Annotated in this window: 17 protein-coding genes; 4 read left to right on the top strand and 13 right to left on the bottom strand. The window is 48.1% G+C overall.

The features are described 5' to 3' along the window. Positions 1-33 precede the first annotated feature (33 nt). The 6 genes from H9I35_RS09725 to H9I35_RS09700 form a co-directional block, all read right to left on the bottom strand. The gene (locus H9I35_RS09725; protein ID WP_187419211.1) at positions 34-885 is read right to left on the bottom strand and encodes a hypothetical protein; all 852 of its coding nucleotides are present in this window, start codon (positions 883-885) and stop codon (positions 34-36) included. Between the two features lie 101 nt (positions 886-986). Continuing rightward, entirely contained in the window at positions 987-1,301 is a 315-nt protein-coding gene (locus H9I35_RS09720) for a type II toxin-antitoxin system RelE/ParE family toxin (protein WP_187419210.1), read from the bottom strand. Further along, positions 1,301-1,546 carry a type II toxin-antitoxin system prevent-host-death family antitoxin gene (locus H9I35_RS09715; protein ID WP_187419209.1) on the bottom strand — a complete coding sequence of 82 codons (246 nt, stop codon included), beginning with the start codon at positions 1,544-1,546 and terminating at the stop codon, positions 1,301-1,303. The genes H9I35_RS09720 and H9I35_RS09715 overlap by 1 nt, the downstream gene beginning before the upstream one ends. Before the next feature lie 91 nt (positions 1,547-1,637). Continuing rightward, entirely contained in the window at positions 1,638-2,807 is a 1,170-nt protein-coding gene (locus H9I35_RS09710) for an ISAs1 family transposase (RefSeq protein WP_187418599.1), read from the bottom strand. Between the two features lie 82 nt (positions 2,808-2,889). Next, complete coding sequence (locus tag H9I35_RS09705; RefSeq protein ID WP_187419208.1) at positions 2,890-3,597, bottom strand: Gfo/Idh/MocA family oxidoreductase; 708 nt, start codon at positions 3,595-3,597, stop codon at positions 2,890-2,892. Between the two features lie 278 nt (positions 3,598-3,875). Beyond that, positions 3,876-4,691: a tetratricopeptide repeat protein gene (locus H9I35_RS09700; protein ID WP_252722644.1), complete on the bottom strand. Its 816-nt coding sequence runs from the start codon at positions 4,689-4,691 to the stop codon at positions 3,876-3,878. Between the two features lie 115 nt (positions 4,692-4,806). Between H9I35_RS09700 and H9I35_RS09695 the strand changes: the two genes are divergently transcribed. Next, positions 4,807-7,206, top strand: a complete 2,400-nt coding sequence (locus H9I35_RS09695; RefSeq protein ID WP_187419206.1) for a helix-hairpin-helix domain-containing protein — start codon at positions 4,807-4,809, stop codon at positions 7,204-7,206. 61 nt (positions 7,207-7,267) lie between these two features. On the opposite strand, the gene H9I35_RS09690 is transcribed toward H9I35_RS09695, so the two are convergent. Beyond that, positions 7,268-8,134: an Rpn family recombination-promoting nuclease/putative transposase gene (locus H9I35_RS09690; protein WP_187419205.1), complete on the bottom strand. Its 867-nt coding sequence runs from the start codon at positions 8,132-8,134 to the stop codon at positions 7,268-7,270. Positions 8,135-8,484: 350 nt separating this feature from the next. Here H9I35_RS09690 and H9I35_RS09685 point away from each other — a divergent pair, with 350 nt between their 5' ends. From H9I35_RS09685 to H9I35_RS09675, 3 genes are all read left to right on the top strand, one after another. After that, entirely contained in the window at positions 8,485-9,342 is an 858-nt protein-coding gene (locus tag H9I35_RS09685; RefSeq protein ID WP_187419204.1) for a sulfide/dihydroorotate dehydrogenase-like FAD/NAD-binding protein, read from the top strand. A gap of 44 nt (positions 9,343-9,386) precedes the next feature. Next, on the top strand, positions 9,387-10,904 hold the full coding sequence (gene gltA / locus H9I35_RS09680) for an NADPH-dependent glutamate synthase (protein WP_187419203.1): 1,518 nt from the start codon (positions 9,387-9,389) through the stop codon (positions 10,902-10,904). 372 nt (positions 10,905-11,276) lie between these two features. Continuing rightward, complete coding sequence (locus H9I35_RS09675; RefSeq protein ID WP_187419202.1) at positions 11,277-12,206, top strand: GerMN domain-containing protein; 930 nt, start codon at positions 11,277-11,279, stop codon at positions 12,204-12,206. 347 nt (positions 12,207-12,553) lie between these two features. On the opposite strand, the gene H9I35_RS09670 is transcribed toward H9I35_RS09675, so the two are convergent. The 6 genes from H9I35_RS09670 to H9I35_RS09645 all read right to left on the bottom strand — a co-directional run bounded on the left by H9I35_RS09670 (position 12,554) and on the right by H9I35_RS09645 (position 22,163). After that, a complete protein-coding gene (locus H9I35_RS09670; RefSeq protein WP_187419201.1) occupies positions 12,554-13,636 on the bottom strand; it encodes a DUF7954 domain-containing protein in 1,083 nt (360 codons plus the stop codon). 46 nt (positions 13,637-13,682) lie between these two features. After that, positions 13,683-15,530 carry a proline--tRNA ligase gene (locus H9I35_RS09665; RefSeq protein WP_187419200.1) on the bottom strand — a complete coding sequence of 616 codons (1,848 nt, stop codon included), beginning with the start codon at positions 15,528-15,530 and terminating at the stop codon, positions 13,683-13,685. A gap of 87 nt (positions 15,531-15,617) precedes the next feature. Then, on the bottom strand, positions 15,618-17,993 hold the full coding sequence (locus H9I35_RS09660) for an adenylate/guanylate cyclase domain-containing protein (protein ID WP_187419199.1): 2,376 nt from the start codon (positions 17,991-17,993) through the stop codon (positions 15,618-15,620). Positions 17,994-18,654: 661 nt separating this feature from the next. Further along, positions 18,655-19,467, bottom strand: coding sequence for an ADP-ribosylglycohydrolase family protein (locus H9I35_RS09655; RefSeq protein ID WP_187419198.1), 813 nt, complete (start codon positions 19,465-19,467; stop codon positions 18,655-18,657). A gap of 51 nt (positions 19,468-19,518) precedes the next feature. Beyond that, complete coding sequence (locus tag H9I35_RS09650) at positions 19,519-21,225, bottom strand: AMP-binding protein (RefSeq protein WP_187419197.1); 1,707 nt, start codon at positions 21,223-21,225, stop codon at positions 19,519-19,521. A 146-nt stretch (positions 21,226-21,371) separates the two neighbouring features. Then, entirely contained in the window at positions 21,372-22,163 is a 792-nt protein-coding gene (locus tag H9I35_RS09645; protein WP_187419196.1) for a TatD family hydrolase, read from the bottom strand. Between the last annotated feature and the right edge of the window lie 10 nt (positions 22,164-22,173).

Genomic DNA, 22,173 nt, shown 5'->3' with positions numbered 1-22,173 from the left:
TGCCCGAAGCAGCGGGCAATCCGTATCATTATTTCAAACGGCAAATTGCATCAGCAACCTGTCGGCTACGAAAACCGTGTTATGATTTTTTCCGGTTCCATTTTTCATATGTTTTATAATACTGCTTTTCTTCTCAAACCCTACATTTAAATTGCATCCGTAAAATTTAATAAAAACTTCCGCTCCTTCATATACATGTTCGGCATCGGCTACTATTAATGCGATTCTATCTTCATAAGGACTTTTTATATAACCGGTCGGTAGAATATATTCACAAATAACGTCATCTTTTCTACCAAGAATTTTATATTTATTATTTTTAATAGCGAAAATTTCATAAGTCATATGAGTCAAACCGTATTTACCGATTCCTTTTTTAATTACGTTGACATCAAACTTAATCTCATTTCTTTCTTTATCAAACAATGGAAAAAACCGAACTTCGCTCGGTTTTACTATGATACTATATTCATTTAATTTTTTATTTAACTCTTCCGCATTGTTATTAATGCATTCTTGCAAAGTAAGTAATAATACATGATATTCCGAGAATTCATCAAAATCATAACATTCAATCTTTTTGTAATAGCATATTTTATCTTCTACTAAATCTTGAATTGTAAATAGGAAATCATGTCCGCCACGACCGTCAATTCCTCTATTTTCAATAAAAGCTATTTTTCCGTCTTTTGACCACCCCAGAACATATATATCGTTATTTTCCTGATAGATATGCAATTCTTCAATTTTTTTCGTTTTTTCCGCTAATGTTGAAGTTATTTTTGAATCGAGTTTAAAATTTTGAATATTTAAAATCCTGACGTCCGCTGAATAAACATTTATTGAAAATAAAGATACAAATATTAAAATTATCAGTTTTTTCATTTCTTCCTTTTACACGCCTGCGGCGTATGCGCCTATCATTATTTTAAACCGCATTTTTGTACAGGCAAAAACGTCGGCCTTGAAAACCGTGTTATGTGATATTATTTCTCCTCAAATAAAATCCTTGCAAAATCTCTTTTTGAATATATAATTCTTATTATTTTTACAAAGGTATCTTCTACTTTGTAAAAAATTGAATAATTGTTTGCTAATACAAATCTATAATCCGTTGGAAAAGAAACATATCTTTCAACAGGTATTCCCAAATCAGGAAAATCAGACAGGCTTTCATATGTTTCTATAATTTTTAATATGGTATTTTCAGCAGCAATCGGATTTTGTAATTCATTCTCAATATAATATTTTATTTCCAACAAATCCTCAGCCGCTTGCGGAGTTACTTTTATTTCAAACATCAGTGACCGACCATTTTTCTGACATCATTTGCATTAAGCCAACCTTTTTCTATTGCCGAATTTTCTCCTTTTTTTAATTCCGAAAACAATGTTTTTGCCGCCGTAAGTTTTTCATAATCTTTGATTGATATGACCACATAACAGCCTCTTCCATTCCTTGTAAGAAATACGGGAGAATCTTCTGAAACATCTTGCAATACTTCATTATAATTGCGCAAATCTGAAACCGGTTTAATTGCTATCATATACCACCTCAATCATTCTTAATATTTTACGCAACTATTATCTTAATATTTTTCGATATTGTCAACAAAAAACGGACTTCCCCCACGGAAATCAAGTTTTGCCCAAAAGCGGTAATAATGCTTGAGGATTCATAAGTGCACGGAACATAATCCCGTTTAAAGGCAGCTTCGATTGTGATTCACGTTTGTGTATGCGGATTATGTTAAGCGCAAACTTGTGCAGCATATTGAGATTCTGTTGTACGTTCTTACTCTGCACCCTGCATCTGTCCTCGTCAAAATGTACATCCAACAGCCAATGCATCGATTCCACCGACCATTCCTCTCTTGCATGATGGAGCAGCTCTTCCGCTCGTAACGCTTTACTTGAAATATAATAATGCCATTCTTCCGTCACCCCTTTACTCGTCTCAAATCGTGTATGCACTGCTCCAATACATTTGAGTTCCGGCCATACTCGTCCTCCCGGCTGCCATGAAACATCTGCACTCGTATACGCACTGCGCCTTTCCTTCCGCCCATGTCCCTTTTCCGTTCGTGTGATGCTGTCCATCGTCACTCTCAGCTTTGTATCCTGAACATACTCCGCGATATCGTTCATAAGTGCTTCCTGATTGCCCTTCGCACTTAACAAATAATCCGCTTTTGCCTCAATTATCGCCTCGGCAGTCTCTATTTGACAGTTCATTGCGTCCGCGACCACCATACAGCCCTGAATTTCAAGCTCTTTTATCAATTCCGGTACGGCAGGAATCTCATTACTCTTTGATTCGACCGTTCTTTGGGCAAGCGTCAACCCCAATTCCCCTATCTGTGCACTGATGATATGCAAGGGACTGTCGTATTTTTTCATCTTTCCCGTTGAGCGGATAGCTTTTCCGTCTATGGCTATCGTCAACGGCTGCTTCTTTTTCTTCGCGCTTTGTTCTTTCTCTTCCGTCTCAAGTTTTGCTGCAAGAGCCGGTACAACCGAAGCTACCCATTGTTTCATACACTCATTCAATGATTCCGGCCGTATGATTCCAAGCAGGCTTAACAGCCACCAATAGCACGGTATTCGTTTGATTCCGAACGTTTCTGCCAAAAATGTTCTGACATGTTCGGTCGTTGCCCACTCGTGGATTTTCTTTACGCTTTGCAAATCGCACAAGCTTCCCAAAATCACGATGATAACCGCGTCTTGTACGCTGCAAAAATACCCGTCGTATTCCCGTTCCGTCTCAAGCACTGCAAGTGCTTCTTCTAATGTTTCCCACCTCATACACTTACTTTAGCACTTTATCAACTTTTTAAACAATACTCGAGCAAAAATTGATTTCCGTGGACTTCCCCGCTTTCTTCCGTCATCCGCTGCGGCACCGCTGTTCCGTCGCATTTTCGACTTCCGTCTTTTTTCCACCATCCGACGCGATTCCCGAAACACGGGCGGAAAGCGTTCGGAGGAGCGTCACCGGAGATGCGTTTTCCACCCGAGCCGATAAGGTCGATCCCAGCACGGCATCGGTATAATTGACGATACCGCGTATGCCGCAAGAAGCAAGGCGTGAAGCAAGAGGAGCGGCGTCTTCGTTTTTCGACGCGAGGATCGCATATTCGATGCGTTCCGAAGCGACGACCGCTTCGATCCGCGACGCCGGATAGAGCGGAAACGCCGATCGGAGGATTTCCGTCCGGTTTACGTTCGGATCGAATCCCGCGACGATTTTATAACCCGTCCCGTCGAATATCGCTTCGTCGAGGAGGGCGGTTCCGAGCCTCCCCAAACCGACGATGCAGCACTTCTTTTCGCTCGATGCGGGAGCGATTTCGAAAAAGCGCAAAATCGCATCGCAAAGGCGGCGCACGTCGTAGCCGTTTGAAACGCCGCCGCAAAAACCGATCGACGCTATATCGTGCCTGATGAGCGCGGAACTCCAATGCACGAGAGATGCGAGCTCTACCGACGTAATGCGCGTTTTATCCGTACGCGAAAGAAGTTCTGCCAAGAGTACGAGCCGCCGCTTCGACGGTTCGGAAACGCGCTTTTGCGGCGCGGCAAGCATTTCGTTCATCGCAATCCTCCCGATAGTAACGGATGCCAGGTTTTCCGGTCAACGGAAAATTCGGCCTTTTTCATCGATTCGAAGCCGAAAAATCGAAAAAAAACGGAAAATCCGCATTTACTGTGAAATTTTTAACAGTAAATGGGAAAAAAGTAAAGGCGAGCGCGGGAAAGGTAAAGGAAGGCGACGGAAGGATGGGGCAATTCGAAAACGGATATGATGTATGAAAACAAAAAAGCGGGAGCCGCGTAATTTCAAAGAGTGACTTGCAATATCGTTTTTTTAAATTACTGCAGCGAAGCGTTTGCCATAAGCCGTTTCACCGCATCAAAATCCACCTCCGCTTTGTTACGTCTTTCTAATGCAAGATTTGTATTACCTCGCCATTCATAGAATATATAATTTGCATCATCGATTTTAATCGCTTCGGTAAACGCATCGAGAGCATCACCGTATTTTTGCAAACGGTAACAGCAAACGCCTATATGAAAATATACATCCGAAACGCGGTATTTTAATGATGCGGCTTTACGGTAATCGCTCAAAGCCGCATCATATCGTCGCAGCATTTCATACGCCGTACCCCGATCAAAATAGGTTTCCGCACTTTTAGGATTCAGTCTTATCGCATGAGAATAATTTAAAACCGCATTTTCATAATCATTCATTCGATAACGGATTTGTCCTTTATTTTTAAAATGTAAGGCACACTTCGGATTCAACTCTATAGCGGTATCGATATCACGAAGTGCTTTTTCCAGATCTCCCAACTGTATATAGAGGCATGCTCTGTTATTGTATACTCTGTCATCGTCGGGAATCAACACAAGTGCTTCGGCGAAATCGGCAAGCGCATCCTTATATTGCACCTTACAAATAAAAATCATTCCCCTTAATAAAAGCGCTTCCTCATAAGACGGCTGTATTTGCAGAGCTTTATTTATATCCGCCAGCGCCGCATTATAGTATCCCGACAAACAATAATAATTTCCCCACTCATAATACAGCCGATAATTATCGGGATCTTTCCGTATTTTTTTCTCGTAGACTCGAAGGTTAAGCCTGAATATCAACAAATTATCTTTTTCCGTAGTCCGATTCATAGGAACAGAACTACAGGCAAAAACAGTGCATAACAATACCGTATAAAAAAACATTACACATATATTTTTCATCTTCCTTGCCACGCACCGTCCTTTTCCGTACAATAGCGCCTATATGGAATTTACTCAAGACACAATGGACGCGCTCGCAATCGACGAAGCGCTCATCGTACAAAAAATCGCGGCGGAAATCGGCATCCGCGAAACGCAGGTGCGCGCCGTCATCGACCTCGTAAACGAAGGCTGCACGGTTCCGTTTATCGCGCGCTATCGAAAAGAAAAGCACGGTTCGCTCGACGAAATGCAGATACGCAACTGCGACCGCTTGTTCAAATCGCATAAAAATCTCGAAGAGCGGCGCCTCGAAATCGCGAGAGGTATTTTTGCTCAAGGGAAACTCACCGAATCTCTGTACGACGCGGTAATGAGCGCGCTTACGCTCACGGCGCTTGAAGACTTATGGGCGCCGTTTAAAAAGAAAAAGAAAACGCGCGGCATGATCGCGATCGAACGCGGGCTCGAAGCGCTTGCGGATGCGATGCTCACGCTCGACGATACTGCAGTCGAAAAAAAAGCGGAAGAATTTATTAAAATAAACGATGACAATCCCGAACTTTCGGTTCCGACTGCAGAGGATGCCATCGCGGGTGCGAAGGACATCATCGCGGAAAGGACGGCGCAGGACAGCGCGAACCGCAAAGCGGTGTACGACCTCTATATGGCGACCGGCTCGATCGTTTCGAAAGGTATAGGAGACGAAGAAAAGCAAAAAACGTCGACATATCAAATGTATTGGGATTACACGGAGCCGCTCAATCAGATAAAGCCGCACCGCATCCTCGCGATAAACCGCGGAGAGCGGGAAGAAGCGCTCGAAGTTACCGTAAATGTGGACGTCGATGCGGCCGTAGATATGCTGCAAAAGCGCCAAGCGATCAACAACGCGTATCACGCGGACGCGATCAAAGACGGCGTCGTGCGGCTCCTTTCGCCTGCCGTCGTGCGCGAAATCCGCAGCGACGAAACGGATAAAGCGGACGAACACGGCATCGGCATATTCAGCGAAAACCTCAGAAACCTTTTGATGACGCAGCCGATCAAAGGCAGCCGCGTGCTCGGCGTCGATCCGGGCATACGCACCGGAACGAAGTGCGCAGCTCTCGACGAAACGGGAAAATATCTCGGAAGCTTTTTAATAAAGCAGGTCGCAGACGTTTCGGGTTCCTACGAAGCGCTTAAAGCTGCGATCAAAAAATACGATATTCAAGTCGTCGCCGTCGGAAACGGAACGGGAAGCCCCGAAGTTCGCGAACTCGTAAGCCGCGTCATAAGCGAAAACTATCCCGACGTGCGCTATACGGTCGTCGACGAAAGCGGTGCGTCGGTGTATTCCGCAAGCGATATCGCGCGCGAAGAGTTTCCCGACTTGGATTTGACGATCCGCGGAGCGGTGAGCATGGGGCGGCGGCTGCAGGATCCGCTTGCCGAACTCGTCAAAATCGATCCGAAAGCGATCGGCGTCGGACTCTATCAGCACGACGTCAATCAAAAAAAGCTTTCCGATATGCTCGACGAAGTGGTGGGTTCCGTCGTAAACAAAGTCGGCGTCAATTTGAATACGGCGAGCAGTTCGCTTTTAAAATACGTTTCGGGCATTACGCCTGCGACCGCGAAAAAGATCGTCGCATACCGCGATGCGAACGGAAAGATCACAAGCCGCGATGATTTGAAAAAAGTGAGCGGACTCGGTCCGAAGACTTTCGAGCAGTGCGCGGGATTTTTAAAAATCCCCGAAAGCGGAGAACCGCTCGACAACACGTGGGTGCATCCCGAAAACTACGAAGCGGCGCGCGAGCTTTTTGCCGTCATCAAATCGGGCGGCGAAGTTTCCGCCGAATTGAAAAAGAAACTCGAAGAAAAATACGGCATCGGGGAAACGACGATTTCGGATATCGCAGAAGAATTGAAAAAGCCGAACCGCGATCCGCGCGACGACTACCCCGCTCCGATCATGCAAAAAGGCGTCGTGCAGTTCGAAGATTTGAAGCCGGGCATGAAAGTTACCGGAAAGATCAAAAACGTCGTGGATTTCGGCGCTTTCGTCGATCTCGGTCTGCACGAAACGGGACTCATCCACATCAGCGAGCTTTCGGACAATTTCGTCAAAGAGCCGATGGAAGTCGTCAAAGTCGGCGATGTCAAAGAATTTACGATCCTCGCGCTCGATCCCGACAGAAAGCGCATCAGCCTGTCGCTGAAAAGCGACGCGGCATCGCGCGCGCTCAATCCGACGGAAGCGAAATCCGGCGACAAGGGAAGCGGCGGGTCGGCGCATGAAAAAAAATCGAACGGGGGCGCAAAGAGAGTGATCGTCGTCAAAGCGCTTTCGAAGAATGCGGACGGCACTCGGCAGAAAAGCGACGGCAAAAACCGCCAAAGCTCAGGTGCAAAAGCGGGCGGCGTGCGGAACGACGGCATGACGTACAATCCCTTTGCGGATTTGCTGAAAAATTGATAAAGCGGGACGTCGGGGCTGTGGAATATCGGCGCAGACAAGATTTCGGGGTATGGAATATTTACAGCTGTTCGACTTCCGCTTTCGTGAGACCGGTTATTTTGCAAATATCTTCAAGCGGATAGCGCATAGCGAGCATGGTTTTTGCCGTTTCAAGCTTAGCTTGGTATGAGCCTTCGGAAATGCCTTCCTGCAGAGCGATTTCCCGCTCTTCTTCCCGCTGCACGGCGATGTCTACATCGTAATCATATTCGGCAATTAACATATTCATCACCTCCTTTGACTTCCGCAGCAGATACTCCCGCAGGATGTCGTTTTGTATGCACTCTTTGATCGCGTTCTTAAAGCCGTTTTCAGAATCAAGCTGCAAGTGTCGCCGTACGGCTTCAACGAACAGCGTGTATTCTTTCAGCGGCTTACACGTATGCAAGATTCTGCTTCCCTTATTATAATTGATATTCGTTACGCTGACAACGAGTTCGAGTACAGGTTTTTCGGACACCGTCATAAAGGCATCGGAAAGACGAAGAGTCGTGCTTTCAGGGTAATCTTCTTCTCCGTTATAGAACACATAAAACTCGGGCGTAGGGATTTTTTTCAAGTACTTGAGATAGCGGTCGCGCGGGTTTTGAATGCGTTCGTAAAGGCGCGCGGCATACTGCAAAAATCTCAGCGGCATATTCGCGTTGATTGTGGATTGATGTTCTGAGAGGGCGATGATTTTACCGTCTATGAGATAGGCAATGTCGTTACGAAAAGCCATGTACATAACCTGTTCGATGCGGAGTGCTTCCAGCTCCGTAGATGCGTCGAGGTAAGTGTCGTGGAGCGCGTTATAGAGCGAGAGAAAATTGCTTTTTGCATTTTTATCTTCGCCGAAAAAGTCGACGAAAACCGAATCTTTGTACCGACGATTATGTTTTGACATAAGACCATCCTTGAAATTATACAGCGAGTAAATCTTCAGAAGCAGGAACGGTGCAATTAGTACGCGTGTACACAGATGTCTGCTATATAAATCGCGGAAAAGTTGCGATCTCGGAGTTTTTCGGAGATTTTTTTTTAGACAGAGAATGTCCGCGATGCAAACGGGGCGTTGCGGGGTGTCCCCGCATGAGGGGGCAGCGCGCAACAAAGTGCGCGCGAGGGGGAGACTTCCCCCCTTAAATCCCGTAAAAAGATCTTAGTCGATAAATAGTCTTTAAGAATTTTAATTCGATTTACTTTTTTCCCCCTTTCCTATACAATAATAGATATCTATTCTATCGAAGGTATGCTATGTTCAAAATTCTTGAAAAAAGAGAAATTTCCGCCGGCGTCTACTACATGAAATTCGAAGCTCCCGAAATTGCGCGCAACCGCAAAGCGGGGCAATTCGTCATCGTGCAGCTCGACACGGATTACGGAGAACGTGTTCCGCTGACGATCGCGGATGCGAATGCGGAAGAAGGCTGGGTCGTGCTTGTCTTTCAGGCGGTCGGAGCGACGACGTATAAACTTGCGCAAAAAAAGACGGGAGATTCCATCGCTGCGGTACTCGGTCCGCTCGGAAATCCGTCGGTCATCGAAAAGCGCGACGGGCCGGTCGTCGTCGTAGGCGGCGGTTTCGGAGTCGCACCGTGTTATCCGATCGTGCAGGCGCTGAAAGCGGCCGGCAATAAAGTGATTATGATCATCGGCGCGAGAAACAAGGATTTGCTCATTTTCGTCGATGAGATGAAAAAGGTTGCGGACGAAGTTATCGTCATGACCGACGACGGAAGCGCGGGCAGGCAGGGACTTGTCACGGTACCGCTCGATGAACTCTGCAAATCCCAGACGCCGCCTGCCGAAGTTATCGCTATCGGGCCTCCCATTATGATGAAGTTCGCCGCAAAGACGACGGAAAAATACAATATCCCGACGGTGGTCTCGCTCAACACGATTATGATCGACGGTACCGGTATGTGCGGCGGCTGCCGCGTTACGGTCGGCGACGAAACGAAATTCGTGTGCGTGGACGGACCCGATTTCGACGCACATAAAGTCGATTGGGACAATATGATGATGCGCATGGGTACGTTCAAAGCGCAGGAACAGGAAGATTTCCACAAATGCAAATTGGAAAGCGCGATCGAGCAAAAAGCTCAATCGTAATTTTTTAATAATTTCCTGCAAAAGTTTTATAGAGGACGATAATCATGACGGAATATATTTCAGCAAATGAATTGGAAGCGCAGGCGAAAAAAGAATTCGATGAAATCGAACAGAAGATAAAAGCGGCACCTCTTTCTCCGAAAGACCGCATGGCGATTCCGCTCCAGGAAATGCCGGTCGCGGAGCCGAAAAAACGCGCGCGTGAAATGGGCGAAGTCGCCCTCGGTTATACGAAAGAGATGGCGATCAACGAAGCGAACCGCTGTCTCCAGTGTAAAAACGAACCCTGTGTCGCAGGCTGCCCCGTCGGCATCGCGATCCCGCAATTTATCGCGGAAATCCAAAAGGGAGATTTCAAATCTGCAGTCGATACGATTAAACTGACGAACCTTTTGCCTGCGATCTGCGGCCGCGTGTGTCCGCAGGAAAAACAGTGCCAAAAAGAATGTACGGTCGGAAAGATTCATAAAACGGTCGACAAAGCGGTTTCTATCGGACGGCTCGAACGGTTCGTCGCGGATTGGGAACGCACGAACAATAAAACGACGCTGCCGACGGTCGCAAAAGCGACGGGCAAAAAAGTCGCTGTCGTCGGATCGGGTCCTGCGGGACTTACGGTCGCTGCCGACTGCGCGAGAGCGGGTCACGACGTTACTGTATTCGACGCGTTTCACAAAGCCGGCGGCGTCATGCTTTACGGCATTCCCGAATTCCGTCTTCCGAAAGACATCGTTGCAAAAGAAGTCGAAAATCTGAAAAAGATGGGCGTCAAATTCGAAATGAACTTTCTCGTCGGACGCACCGACACGCTCGATCAGCTTTTGACGGAAAAAGGTTTCGACGCCGCCTTTATCGGCACGGGCGCAGGACTTCCGAAATTCCTCAATATCCCGGGAGAAAATCTCATCGGCGTATTCAGCGCAAACGAATACCTTTCGCGTGCCAATTTGATGAAAGCGTATATGAAGGGTACTGCCGATACACCGTATTACGAAGCGAAAAACGTCATCGTCGTGGGCGGCGGAAACGTTGCGATGGACGCCGCACGTATGGCGCTCCGCCTCGGCGCGGAACACGTCAGCATCGTATACCGCAGAACGCGCGATGAAATGCCCGCACGAAAAGAAGAAGTAGGCCACGCGGAAGAAGAAGGCGTCGAATTCCGCTTCCTCGAAAACCCGATCGAAGTGCTCGGCATCGAAAGCGAAGACAAAGCGCTGAACGGCCGCGTGCGCGGTATCAAAGCACTGCGATACGAACTCGGCGAACCCGACGCATCGGGCAGACGGAGTCCCGTCGCCATTCCCGGAAGCGAACACGAAATCCCGTGCGATGCGGTCATCGTCGCCCTCGGCAACGGCAGCAATCCCCTGCTCGTGCGCACGACGCCCGGACTCGATGCGGATAAACACGGTCACATCGTCGTCGACGACAAACAGGCTACAAGCAAGACGAAAGTGTGGGCGGGCGGCGATATCGTACTCGGAGCGGCAACTGTCATCCTCGCCATGGGTGAAGGCAGAAAAGCGGCTGCGAGCATAAACGAATATCTGGCCGGCTGACGGATCGCACAAAACGGCGCGGCTGCTGCCGGATTTCGAAGGCGGAGTTTCGGTTCCGTTCCGGCGAATTTGCAGATCAGCATCTGGACTCAGGGCAACCGCACCGGAAATATATATTATCGAAAAGAAGTGTATAATAAAGGGCGGAACGCGAGGCAGCGGAACTGCCGCCGAGCCGCTCTGACCGATGGCAAGCAAAATTTCGAAGAAATTTTGCGCAGTCCGATTCCGATCACGGTCTGCCGCGGCGAACGGCAGGGCTGCTGCCGGGAGTGCAGCGTTTTTTTACGTTATACGTTGTTTTTTATACAATATAGTTTCCGGTGCGGTTTCAAACTAATAGTGCGGGCAAATGCTACCGATACTATAGATATGGCTGAACGGAATACAAAAAAGAAGAATACGGGATTTGCATTTGCGTGCTGGCTGCTCGTCGCACTCATTCTGCTCGTATTCTTTTTTGTTAAAAAAGATATCATACTTTCAAACCTGCAAAACACCGATTTTTTCGGGCGCGTATTCGGAAAGACGCCGGAGTTCGTCCAAAACCACGAACAAAAACAAAATCCGAAAAACGGCAGCGACGCCTTTCAAATAGATATTTTACCCGAAGCGAATTCGACCGAATCATCCGTCACTGAAAATAACCGGTCGAACATTGCAAAGCAAAACGAAAGCACTGTACAAAAACCGACATCGATACCCGATGCACAAAAACCTGCCGACCGAGCGGAAACCGAAAAGAGCGGTGAAACAACACCTGCGGAAAAGCCGAAAAGCGAAAAAGACAAAGAAACGCGGACGGCGGAAAAACCGAAATCGGATACACGGAACGCCGATAAAACGCAAAGTCCGAAAAGCACACCGCAGCCTGCGTCGACGATAAACGTGCCGCTCTGCTTCGTCGTCATCGGATCCGACGGGTCGGTGAGCCGTCAAATCGTAACACGCAAATTGCCGAAATCGGATTCTCCGCTCACCGATACGCTGAACTCGCTTTTAGCCGGCCCCAGCGCGGATGAAAAAGCGCGCAACACGATAACGCTGATCCCTTCGGGTACAAAGCTTCTCGGCGCTTCGGTAAAAAACGGCATCGCAACGCTCAATTTCAGCGAAGCCTTTTCGTTCAACAGCGTCGGCGTCCAGGGCTACCTCGCGCAGCTCATGCAGATCGTTTACACGGCGACTTCGTTCAGCACCGTCAACAGCGTGCAGTTTATCATCGAAGGACAGCGTGAAGATTATCTCGGAAGCGAAGGTACGTGGATAGGCTCTCCGCTTTCGCGTTCGAGCTTTCAATAAAATTATTAATCAGCCTGAATACCGAGTTCTATGAAAGCATTTCAAAATAAAAGTATGCTTTCGGCGAGAACTTCGTTCGCTGCGCTCACTACCGAGTTTGCTCTGCAAACTCGCCGTGTATGCCGCAGTCGAGCTTTTAAGACAGGCTTCCGTGAGCCTAACGCTCGAAACGGCACGCAGCCGGAACCTTGCCTCCGCATCATTTTATTTATTTTCGAACTCAACATGCATTGATGTACGAAACGGTTGGAAAATTTCGAGTTCTGGCAAACTCGAAATTCGGGTTAATCAGCCTGAATGCCGAGTTCTATGAAAGCATTTCAAAACCCGACATTCAGACGATAAAGTCACTGTACGGCGGTATAAGAATCGGCGATGCCCTCGAAATACGATTTGTTCGGTTCGTACGCGCCTTCGAAAACACTCATCGTAAAAAACGCGTACGAACCGTCATTCTTTTTTATCAATTTTCTGACGATGCGTGTCGCTTTCTTTTTTACATCATCGTAAAAAACAGCGGCGAGCGTATAGCCTCCTGCAGCGCCCCTCACCGAAGCGCGTCTCCAATCGGCATAAGACGTACCGTTTCCTTCGAGCAGCCGCCGGATCATGAGAGCTTCCGCGCGATGCGAAGTTTCCGCAAGTTTCGGAAGCGATGCCATGGAAATGACCGCATCGTTTCCGAGCATCCACATATTGTCCATCTTTTGCACCCAGTCTTCATCGGCATCAATTTTTTGCCCGTCAAATGAAAGCGTCGTTTTTTTTGCCGCAGTTTTTTTTCGCGGAGCGTGATTTTTTTTATCCGCATAGTATTCGGGAAAACCCGAAAAATTTGAAAACGCCGAATCCTTTGAAGACGCAAGCTTTCCGACGCTTACTACATCGAAAAGGATCGACATATCGCTTCCCTTTGCGATGCGCTTTACGTTGAAAAGCGGAATGAGGTAATCGTATTCGATGACGACTTTGCCGCCGAACTGCATGAACTCGTCCGGTACGATCCGCTCTTTTTCACGAACGATACTGCCGGCTTTGATACGGTGCGCGTTCAGCGTGTACATCATGTCTTCAAGATAATTGACGATCTCGCCGTCGCGCGGAGAACCGGATGCGATCTGCTTTTCGCCGGTGATTTCCATGTGATCTGAAGCCGGATTCAGCGTTACAAAAATCGTTACGGAAAGCGGCGCGTCTTTATCCGTCTTCGGCGCATAATACCGCGCGGCGTACGTCGCTTCGTCGTAGCGGAGAAAGCCGACGTAAGATTTCCGCGTAAAGGTTTTATCTTCGTAATAAACGTATTCACCCGATGCATCTTCGATGTACGGCGTAAAGCCCGGGAGCGCACTCGCCGCCTTCATGCACAAAAAAAATGCCGCACAGGCGATCGCCTTATAATAATTATTAATTTTTTTTATCGGTTGCATTGCGTTTATCCCTCCCCTTTTATACCTTACGAATTTTTTATCAAATTTAAGCATTAAGCGCACTGAGCGCATCGCGCACGATCTTTTCCGCCTGCCGCGCCGCATCGCCGGCGGGAACGAGGGACGCTTCGCTTGCGGAACGTTCTTTTATCTCCACGTTCGGAAGATTTTTTTCGCCGACGACGATGCGCACCGGTATGCCGATCAAATCCATATCGGCGAATTTGACGCCCGGCCGTTCGTTTCTGTCGTCGAGCAGCACTTCGATGCCCGCTTTCGTAAGCGCATCGTAAATGTCGTCGGAGACTTCTTTCATGCCCCCTTCGTATTTTATCGGTACGATTGCGACGTGGTAGGGAGCGGTACTCATCGTCCAAATGATGCCCTTGTCGTCGTGATGCTCTTCGATGATCGACGCAAGCGTACGGTCGACGCCGATGCCGTAGCAGCCCATGAGCGGTATGCAGGATTTACCGTTTACGTCGAGATATGAAACGTTCATCGACTTCGTATATTTTGCGCCGAGCTTAAAGATATGTCCGAGTTCGTTGCCTTTTTTCGTATAGAGCGCTTGGCCGCAGACGGCACACGCATCGCCTTCTTTTACGGTGCGCACGTCGGCCGTCATAAAAGGCGTAAAATCACGCAGCGGCTCGACGTGCATATTGTCGATGTCTTTTTCACCGCCGCCGGTTACCGTATCGTGGACGCGCACGTCGTACGAGCCGTCGTCCTTTTTTACCATAACGCTTTCGTCCGCAACTAGCGGCACTTTCGTCAATCCGACGGGTCCGACAAATCCGTGCGGCGCACCGGAATACTTTATAACGTCTTCTTCTTCCGCGAGTTCCGCGCCGCTCGCTTTGAGAGCAGCCGCAAGTTTCGTTTCGTTTACATCGAGATCGCCGCGGATCGCAACGGCAAAAAAACTTTCCGGATAATATTCGTTTCCGCCTTCGTCTTTTTCGCGCTTGAACGCGGCTCCTCCGGGCACATCCGTCAAATCGAGGGAGGAATTATATGTTTTATAAATGAGCACTTTGATAAACTGCGAAGCGCTCATTTTAAAAAATGTTTCCATCTTGGCAATGGTTTCGACACCGGGGCACGGAACTTTTTCGATGGGCTTGTCTGCCGGCACTTGCACTTTGCCTGCAGTATCGAGAGCGATATCGGCTTTGCACGAAGCTTTTTCGACATTCGCCGCGTAGCCGCACGAAGGACAAAGCACGAGCGTATTGTCCCCGACGGAACTTTCGACCATGAATTCTTCCGACCCGTCTCCCCCCATAGCGCCCGTATCGGCTCTTACGGGAATCACGTTGATACCCATGCGTTTGAAAATGCGGCGGTATGCACGCGAACATTTTTCGTAGCTTTCGTCGAGAGAGCGGGCATCCGCATCGAACGAATACGCATCCATCATGATAAATTCTCGGCCCCGCATAACGCCGTAGCGCGGTCTGATTTCATCGCGGTATTTCGTATTGATCTGATAGATAAAAATCGGCAGCTGTTTATAGGAGGTAAGACCGTCGCGGACGAGCGCCGTAAACGCTTCTTCCGCAGTGGGACTGACGATCATATCCTGTCCGCCTCTCGTTTTGGCGCGCAGCATTTCCGGTCCCATCGTCTGCCAGCGCCCGCTCTCTTTCCACAAATCGCCCGGCTGAATGACCGTCGGTTTTATTTCAAGCATACCGGCGGCATCAAGTTCTTCGCGGATGATCGCTTCCGCTTTTCGAAGCGCACGAAGACCGAGGGGCATATACGCGTACAATCCGTTTGCCAATTTTCTGATAAGACCCGCGCGCATCATAAGCTTGTGGCTTTCGATGACGGCATCCGAAGGAGAATCCCTCAGCGTCGAAATAATCGTTTGAGAAGCTTTCATAACGTCATATTGTAGCGTAAAGAGCGATGCGATTGCAAGCAAAAACGATCCGCAAAATGCGATGCCGGCACGAGTGCTCTGCGTTCGCTATTTGCCGCTCATTACGAAAACGCCTTTCCATTCTTTGTTCGGCGGTGACGCCTGATAGCGCTCAATCCTCTTTAGAAACACTTTTGACGGCGCATCGTTGTATTTTTCCACGTTTTCGGAAAAATATTTTTTAGCATTATGCCATTGTCTTTTTCGATAATACGACAAGCCGGTTTCGAACGTCCGTTTTAAGTCGATAATTTTATCGGTCGCAGCTTGTTTCGATTGCAGTACTTCATAAATACGCACGGGCTTTGTTTTTCCTTTGACCGTTATATAGTCGAGTTCGCGGCACACGAAATCTTTGCCGAGCTTTTCATAAACCGCTCTCGAAATAATCGATTTGGAACCGTATTCTTTATTCGCGCTTTCAAGGCGCGCCGCAAGATTTACGGTATCTCCGATCGAGGTAAAATCTTTACGCGTTTCCGAACCGACCGAACCGAATACGACGGCGCCCGAATTGATTCCGATACCGACGGCAATAGCGGCCGCCCCTTTTTCCAAAGCGAGCTGTTTTTCGCGATACATCGCTTTGCGGATTTCCATCGCGGCTTTGCAGGCATTGATTTCCTTTTTCGGTCCGGGAAAAAACGCCATTATTTCGTCGCCGACGTATTTGTCGACATCTCCGCCGTTATCGAAAATAATTTTCGTTTCGATATCGAGATAATGATTTAAAAGCCGGATAACCTCTTTCGGAGGTACTTTTTCACAAAGGCTCGTAAAGCCGCGGATATCGGTAAACAAAAAACACAACTCACGCGTCGCGCTCAAACGACCGGCATTTTTTTCAGCGTTCTGCACCGTGTGAAACGACACGTACGGAAGCATACCGCGCACAAGCGACACGATATTTTTTATTTCGACGGAAAGATTTTTTATCTCGTCGTTCGTATGGACGGTTTCTTCAAAAACCAATTTACCCGATTCGATCTTTGCATTTCCGGCAAGCATATCGCCGAGACTGTTTGCCGTTCTTCTGATATTGCCGCAAAGAAAGAGGACGGGATTTACTATAAAGTCCGCGAGAAACAGCGTGATGATTATGGAAACATAGAAAAAAATCACCGAAATCGAAAGTATAAAAACTTTCGCCTGAAAATACGGCCGATTTAAAATTTCTTTCAAATACGTAACGACCGAAAATCCCACGAGCTTTTGCCCCTCTTTGCGCGAAAAAGTTACGGGGTACACGTAAACGCACGTATTCTTTCCCGACTTGCAAATCGGTTTGCCCCTCGTGTTGATGTCTTGAAAATGGACGATGTACTGAATGGCTTCCGACGGTAAAATCCTTTTTTCTTCCGCGGGAATTTTATGTATCTCTACGGCAGCGGTCGTATACGAAAAGACGTCGAATTCCGGCAGCTCCGTAGAATAATCGATTTCGTCGAGAAAAATATTCGTTTTGGCGCTCGCCGTGATGATATCCGCACGTTGACAAGGAAAAGGAGAAGACGCATTGGTCTTTTTTACACCTTCAAGAAAAGCGCTTATCTTCGTATGCAGCCCGTCGGAAAAATCATAAATTGCGGCAACCTGCTCCGCAAGATTTTTGCCCGTATTGTCGGCAGTCTGCGAAACAAGGGCTTTATAATTGTTCAGATCGGTATAGATAAACGTCGAAAGAATGATAAGTATCGTCAAAAGAATAACGACGGTTATTTTCGTTTTAATACGCGTTTTGATTTTGACGGTTCGCACCCTATGCGCCCATTCGCTCAACGTGTTTTTTACGGCGGTAAAACCGACACCGGTATCGGCTCCCGTCTTTTTCCGTTTTTTCAATTTTTCCGCGGCCTTTTTCCGCATGACGGCTTCTTTTTTTTCTTCTTCTCTTAACAATTCTTTATATTCGACATAGGATTCGTTTTGCGCTTTTATGGAAAGTACGCCGACGGTGATGAGCCGCGCATGCAAGATAAAAGCCGAAAAAAAGGCTATATATGTCAACGGACTCAGAGAAGAAAACCAGCGGGCGGTATTTGCAAATAAAATAATTCCGCAAAACGATGCCGCCAAGTAAAACGTCAGAGAAACAAGCAAACACAGATACACGGCGAGCTTGGTTATTTCTTTTCGAAAAAACGACAAGACAATAACGATAAAAGTCATAGGTAAAAGAAAAAACGACAGACAGCAAATATAAAAAAAATTAAAACCTCTCGTTACCGCTCCCGACAGCAATACGGTAAACGGAAAAAGCAAACGGGAAGTTTGTTCGGGATTGAACAGATCCATGCCGGTCATACTGAAAGGAAACAGCATAAGTTCGGCCAACACAACGAGATAGAGCACGCTTACCGTCAAGGGCGAAAGTAAAATCTTTCTCCCGTTTTTATTAATTTTTTCAAACACGATGTTCATCATAGCTACTTCTGATTATATAGTATGCTTAGACATATAAAAAATCAAGAGCACAGGATTGCGAGCAGTGCGCAGCAATCCTGTGCGTCTCCGATAAAAGAAAAACGGCTCGGCCGTTTTTCGACTCTCGACTTATAGAGTAAATCCGAGCAGTGCGGGACTTGCAACGAGCGCGTTAGCGCGAAGTTTCCCGCGCAGGAATTGCCGAGCGTCTCCGATAAAAGAAAAACGGCTCGGCCGTTTTTCGACTCTCGACTTTTTATAAGATTGTGAGCAGTGGCCGTTCGCGCTGCATCCGTGCACCGCTCACTACCGTATTTTTGCATAGCAAAAATACGCAGCCGTTTTGCCAAGATACGACACGGCATCCGTGCCGTGCATTGAACGAGCGCGAAGCGCGAAGTCCCCCGCACAGCAATCCTGTGCGTCTCCAACAAAAGAAAAACGCTTCAGCGTTTTTCGACTCCCGACTTTTTATAAGATTGCGAGCAGTGGCCGTTCGCGCTGCATCCGTGCACCGCTCACTACCGTATTTTTGCGTAGCAAAAATACGCAGCCGTTTTGCCAAGATACGACACGGCATCCGTGCCGTGCATTGAACGAGCGCGAAGCGCGAAGTTCCCCGTGCAGGAATTGCCGAGCGTCTCCAACAAAAGAAAACGCTTCAGCGAGGTTTTTTCGCATATGCTTTTTTGTCGAATTCGTACATCACCGCGTGCATATCGTCCGTCGTCAGTTCGATACATTTCGCCTTTATGTCTTCGGGGATTCCGTAAAACGCTTCGGCCATGCTTCCGGCAACGGCGGTAAGCGTATCGCAATCGCCGCCGAGAGAAACCGCGGTTCTGACAACGTCTTCAAAATCGTGCCCTTCCAAAAATGCGGTCATCGCTTCGGGCACTGTTTTTTGACAGGATGCTTCGTAAACATACGAAGGACGGATTTCGTCACACGTACGAGAAAGGTCGTAGCCGAATTCTTTTTCGACATAGGTTTTGATTTCGGTTTTGGCGTACCCGTTCCGCGAAAGCCAAATCGCCGCTGCAACCGACTCTGCGCCTTTGACACCCTCAGGATGATTGTGCGTAATTTCGGCGCTCCATGCAGCGACCCGACGCGGCCGCGAAAGCGTTTTAAAAAGCCAGCCGACCGAAGACACCCGCATTGCGGATCCGTTTCCGAAACTGCCGTACGGCTTCGGATCGGCGCCGTGCAGCCAAAGATAAAATCTTTCACCGTAGCCCGCACCGGGATATTCGCGCCCCCACCTGAGCATACTTGCCGTGAGCGCCGCTTTCATCGTCCGCTCATCCGCATCGATACCCGCCGCCAATATTCCGCCGCATACGGCGATCGTCATCACCGAATCGTCCGTAAACTCGGGCTCGGCGCAAAACAACGGAAAATCCTTTGTTTTCGGATTTTCGCCCGACTCATAAGGCTCGCCGATTATGTCTCCCGAAATCGCTCCGTACATAAAGCACATCCTTGAAAATTATCGGCTTTTCACGGCGTATTTTTCGGCGCGTTAAAATTTAAAGTGATTCGTCTTATCTTTTTTTCCGGACGAAGTCTCTTTATCCTTTTCACGAATTTCGACGCGGCGGATTTTACCGCTGATCGTCTTCGGCAATTCCTTTACGAATTCAACGATGCGCGGATGCTTATAGCTCGCCGTCTGATGCTTTACATAATCCTGCAGTTCGAGTTCAAGCGCTTTGCACGGCTCAAAACCGGCATTGAGTACGATCGTCGCTTTGACGAGCTGACCCCGCCGCTTGTCTTCGACGCCCGTCACTGCGCATTCGAGTACCGCAGGATGTTTCATCAGCACGCTTTCGACTTCGAACGGACTGATGCGGTAACCGGAACTTTTAATAATATCGTCGTTGCGCCCGATAAACCACAAATAGCCGTCGTTATCGTAATACGCGGTATCGCCGGTATGATAGAGTCCGCTGTCGAAGGCCGCAGCCGTCAGCGAAAAATCGCGGTAATAGCCGGAAAATAAACCGAAGGGACGCTCTTTGGCGATACGGATGACGATTTCGCCTGCTTCTCCCGCTTTGCATTTCATGCCGTTCGGTGCAATGATATCGACGTCATAACCCGGCGCGGGCTTTCCCATAGAACCGGGCTTCGGCTCCATACCCGGGAAATTGCCGATGATGACGGTCGCTTCCGTCTGCCCGTACGCTTCGAACATTTTAATGCCCGTCTGTTCGTAGAATTTATTATATACTTCCGCGTTGAGCGCTTCACCCGCCGTCACGCAATAGCACAGATTCGACAGATCGTATTTTTTCAAATCCTGCCGAATAAGATAGCGGTACACGGTCGGAGGCGCGCAAAAGGTCGTCACTTTATAATGCGAAATCTTTTGCAGCATTCTGTCCGGCTTAAAGCTCGTCATATCGTACGAAAAGACCGCCGAGCCCGCAAGCCACTGACCGTAGAGTTTTCCCCACACCGCTTTCGCCCAGCCCGTTTCGGCTATCGTCAAATGCAAACCGTTGTCCACGACATTTTGCCAATACTTCGCCGTAACGATATGTCCGAGAGGATATACGAAATTGTGCTGAACCATTTTCGGATAACCCGACGTACCCGACGTAAAATACAGCAGCATGATATCTTCATTGCGCGTTGCTTTGTCGCCTGTCGGCCGGTCAAAGCGCGCGTCGTATTTTTCAATCTCTTTATGAAAGTTCACCCATACTCCGCGCTCCTTTCCGACGGTTACGAGCGTCTTTACCGACGGAGAAGCCGCAAGCGATTTTTCGATCTCTTCCTGCACTTTCGGTTCGTCGAATGAAATGATCATCTTCACTTCGGCGGCTTTATTGCGGTATTCGATATCTTTTTCAAGCAGCTGATCCGTCGCGGGAATTACGATTGCGCCGATACGGTGCAGAGCGATGATAAACCACCAAAACTCATACCGCCTGCGCAAGATGAGCATGACGGAATCACCCTTTCCGATGCCGTGTGCCGTGAGAAAATTGGCAGTGCGCTTCGACATCTCCGAAATATCGGCGAACGTAAATATATGTTCTTCATCCGAATCGTCGCACCATACGAGCGCCCGCTTTTCCGGATCTTCGGCCGCATAGCGGTCTACGACATCGTATGCAAAATTAAAATTATCGGGAATTTTAATTTTAAAATTTTTTTTCAAATCTTCATAAGACAGATAATCTCTATCGTGTTCAACGAATTCTTTGTACAGCACCATGTGAAAATTCCTCTTCAATACGAATATATATTATCCTACATTCACAACGTTTACGTTGACCGGGCAGTGCATTCGAAAAACGGTCTCGCATTCGATACGCGTCCGACATTCAGCCGCTACAGTATAATCGATACCGCCCAACAATGCTAGACGGTACGGTAATCGATATTCGCCGCCGCAAGAATTTTTTCGGCGTTTTTTTGCAAAATCGATTCCGCTTCCGCATCTTCGATCCCCTTTACTTCCGCGATATCGTGCACTACGCGCTTTATCAAAAGCGGCGACGAATCCTCGCCTCCGAGCCACACCTCTCCGGTCGGATTATCCGTTTCGGAAAGCAAAAACTCAAGAGGCGTCCGGGCGAGCAGCGCTTTGATACGATCGGAATAACGCACTTCGCAGCCGAATGTCTGCATATACCCGCGGGATAAAAAAATATCGTACGCCGAATCCGGTCCGTCATACCAGTGAATGACGGGCTTTGCATGCGGGAAGTCCGCAAGGATCCGGACTATGCGCGATTCGGCTCCCTTAGTGTGTACGACGCAATATTTTTCCGTACGTTCGCAATGGTCGAGTATACAGCGGAACACGCGTTCCTGCGTTTCGTGTGATATTTCTTTTTCCCAATAAAAATCGAGTCCGATCTCTCCGATGATCGGCGATGCACACAGATACGGTTCAAGCAGATCGGAAAGTTCCGTTTCGCTTTCCGGCAAACCGGCGCAATACGACGGATGAATGCCGAAGGTCGGAATTATTAATTTTTTCCCGGAGTGAAAAACAAGAGATGCAAGCGAAAGCGTTTCGTTCCATGTCGCCCTGTCCACGGAAGAGGCGACCGTGAGGATTGCATTTTGCCGAATGCATTCGAGCGCCGCATCGCACTCATCTCCGCGCCGGTACGCATGCAAATGTGTATGAAAATCGACAAGCATAGCTATACAT

Origin of the sequence: Treponema sp. Marseille-Q4132, from assembly GCF_014334835.1 — a bacterium.
Lineage (GTDB): Bacteria > Spirochaetota > Spirochaetia > Treponematales > Treponemataceae > Treponema_D > Treponema_D paredis.
Note: the sequence above shows the minus strand (reverse complement) of the source record. Positions and strands in the feature narration are given on the sequence as shown.